General features: G+C 64.2%; 2 protein-coding genes. One reads left to right on the forward strand and one right to left on the reverse strand.

Going from position 1 to position 1,703, the window contains the following annotated elements:
* Positions 1–89 precede the first annotated feature (89 nt).
* The gene (locus tag P775_RS26715) at positions 90–1,301 is read right to left on the reverse strand and encodes an MFS transporter (protein WP_099913843.1); all 1,212 of its coding nucleotides are present in this window, start codon (positions 1,299–1,301) and stop codon (positions 90–92) included.
* Between the two features lie 199 nt (positions 1,302–1,500).
* On the opposite strand from P775_RS26715, the gene P775_RS26720 reads away from it, so the two are divergent.
* On the forward strand, positions 1,501–1,703 hold a 203-nt coding region (locus P775_RS26720; protein WP_218967773.1), incomplete at its 3' end, for a hypothetical protein.

Raw genomic sequence — 1,703 nt, forward strand, 5'->3', positions numbered from 1 at the left:
GGTTGCGGCTGATGTGGCAGGCGGCAACGGGGCGCTGGTAGCGTTCCGGCTGAACGGAGATGATCCGTAGCGCAAGTTAAAGTCTTAATTTATGCGGCGCGTTGCCCTTTGGGTTGCAGCCAGAGCCAGATCAGCGCGCCCCCGGCGAGGACCAGAGCGGGGGCCATGGCGAGGTTGACGGCGGTCCAGCCTTCCTGAGCGGTGCCACCCGAGCAGTTCATCAGCCCCCCCGAGGCAAGCGAGGCGATGGTGACGCCACCGAAGACCAGCAGGTCGTTCATGCCCTGCATGCGGCCGCGCTCTTCTGGCGCATGGGCGCCGGAGAGCATGGTTGTGGCACCGATGAAGCCAAAGTTCCAGCCGATGCCCAGCAACACAAGCGCGATAAAGAAATTCTCAAGCTCGACTCCGTTCAGGGCCACCACGCCGGCAGCGCCAAGGATCACGAGGCCAATGGCGAGGATGCGTTCCACGCCGAAGCGATTGATCAGATGGCCGGTGAAGAAGGAGGGCACGAACATCGCGAGCACATGGCCGGTGACCACATCCGCCGCATCGGATTTGTCAAAGCCGCAGCCCACAACTGCCAGAGGCGTCGAGGTCATCACAAGGTTCATCATCGCATAGGAGACCATGGCGCAGATCACGGCGACGGCGATGCGGGGGGTGGTGATCAGCTCCCACCTTGTGCGCCCCTTTGGGGCGTCATGGGCGGCGATGGGCGGTTTGGGGATATCAAGCATCAGGAACAGCAATGAGCCGACAAGGTTCACGCCGACCACCGCCATGTAGGTGCCAAGGAAGGGGATCACGTAGGCATCCGCCGTGAACTTGACCAGCTGCGGGCCGACGATGGCCGAGACGAGGCCACCGGCCAGCACATAGGAAATCGCCTTGGGCCGGAAGGTTTCAGAGGCGGTGTCAGCGGCGGCAAAGCGGTAAAAGCCCTGCGCGGACATGTAGATGCCTGTGAACAGGCTGCCGATCAGGAAGATCGGGAAAGACGCGAGGTAGAGCCCGATGGCGCCGACAATGCCACCAATGGCCCCGCCGAGCGTGCCAAGGATGAACCCGGCGCGGCGCCCATATCGCTGCATGAACCACGAGATCGGCGTCGCTGTCAGCATGGAGCCGAGCACGATCAGCGAGATCGGCAGTGTGGCAAAGCAGATGTTGGAGGCCAGTGACTGGCCCGCAAGCCCGCCGATGGTGAAGATCATCGGCATCTGCGAGCCCAGAATGGCCTGCGCCATGACCAGGACCGTGACATTGCGGCGGGTGCGGGTGTCTTGCGTGTTCATGGAGCTTGGTTAGGGGGGAAGCGGGGTCTGCGCAAGTGGGATGAGAGGGGTTTCAGCCGCCCGGGATGGCGTTGTGTGGCTGGTGTCGGAGCGGGGGTTTCACACCCCCGCACCCCCGTGGCGTATTTTTGAAGAGAAGAAGCCAAGAGGGGTGTCTTTGCTGTGGTCTGGCACAGGGGGCGCGGCTATCACGGGGGGGATGAAGGATCATTCGCAGGGCAGAGTTCTGATTGTCGGCGGCGCGGCCGAAGCGCGGGTGCTGGCGCGACGCGTTCCGGGGGCGCTGGTGCTGCTGGGTGAGGCGGAGCGTGTGGTGCGGGACTGGCCTGCGGCTTTGCAGCGCGGGATGGTGTGTGCCGACTGGCTGCGCGCGCAGGGGGTGGGGGCGGTGATCGAGGCGGC

This window comes from Puniceibacterium antarcticum, from assembly GCF_002760615.1.
In the GTDB taxonomy this organism is placed as follows: Bacteria; Pseudomonadota; Alphaproteobacteria; order Rhodobacterales; family Rhodobacteraceae; genus Puniceibacterium; species Puniceibacterium antarcticum.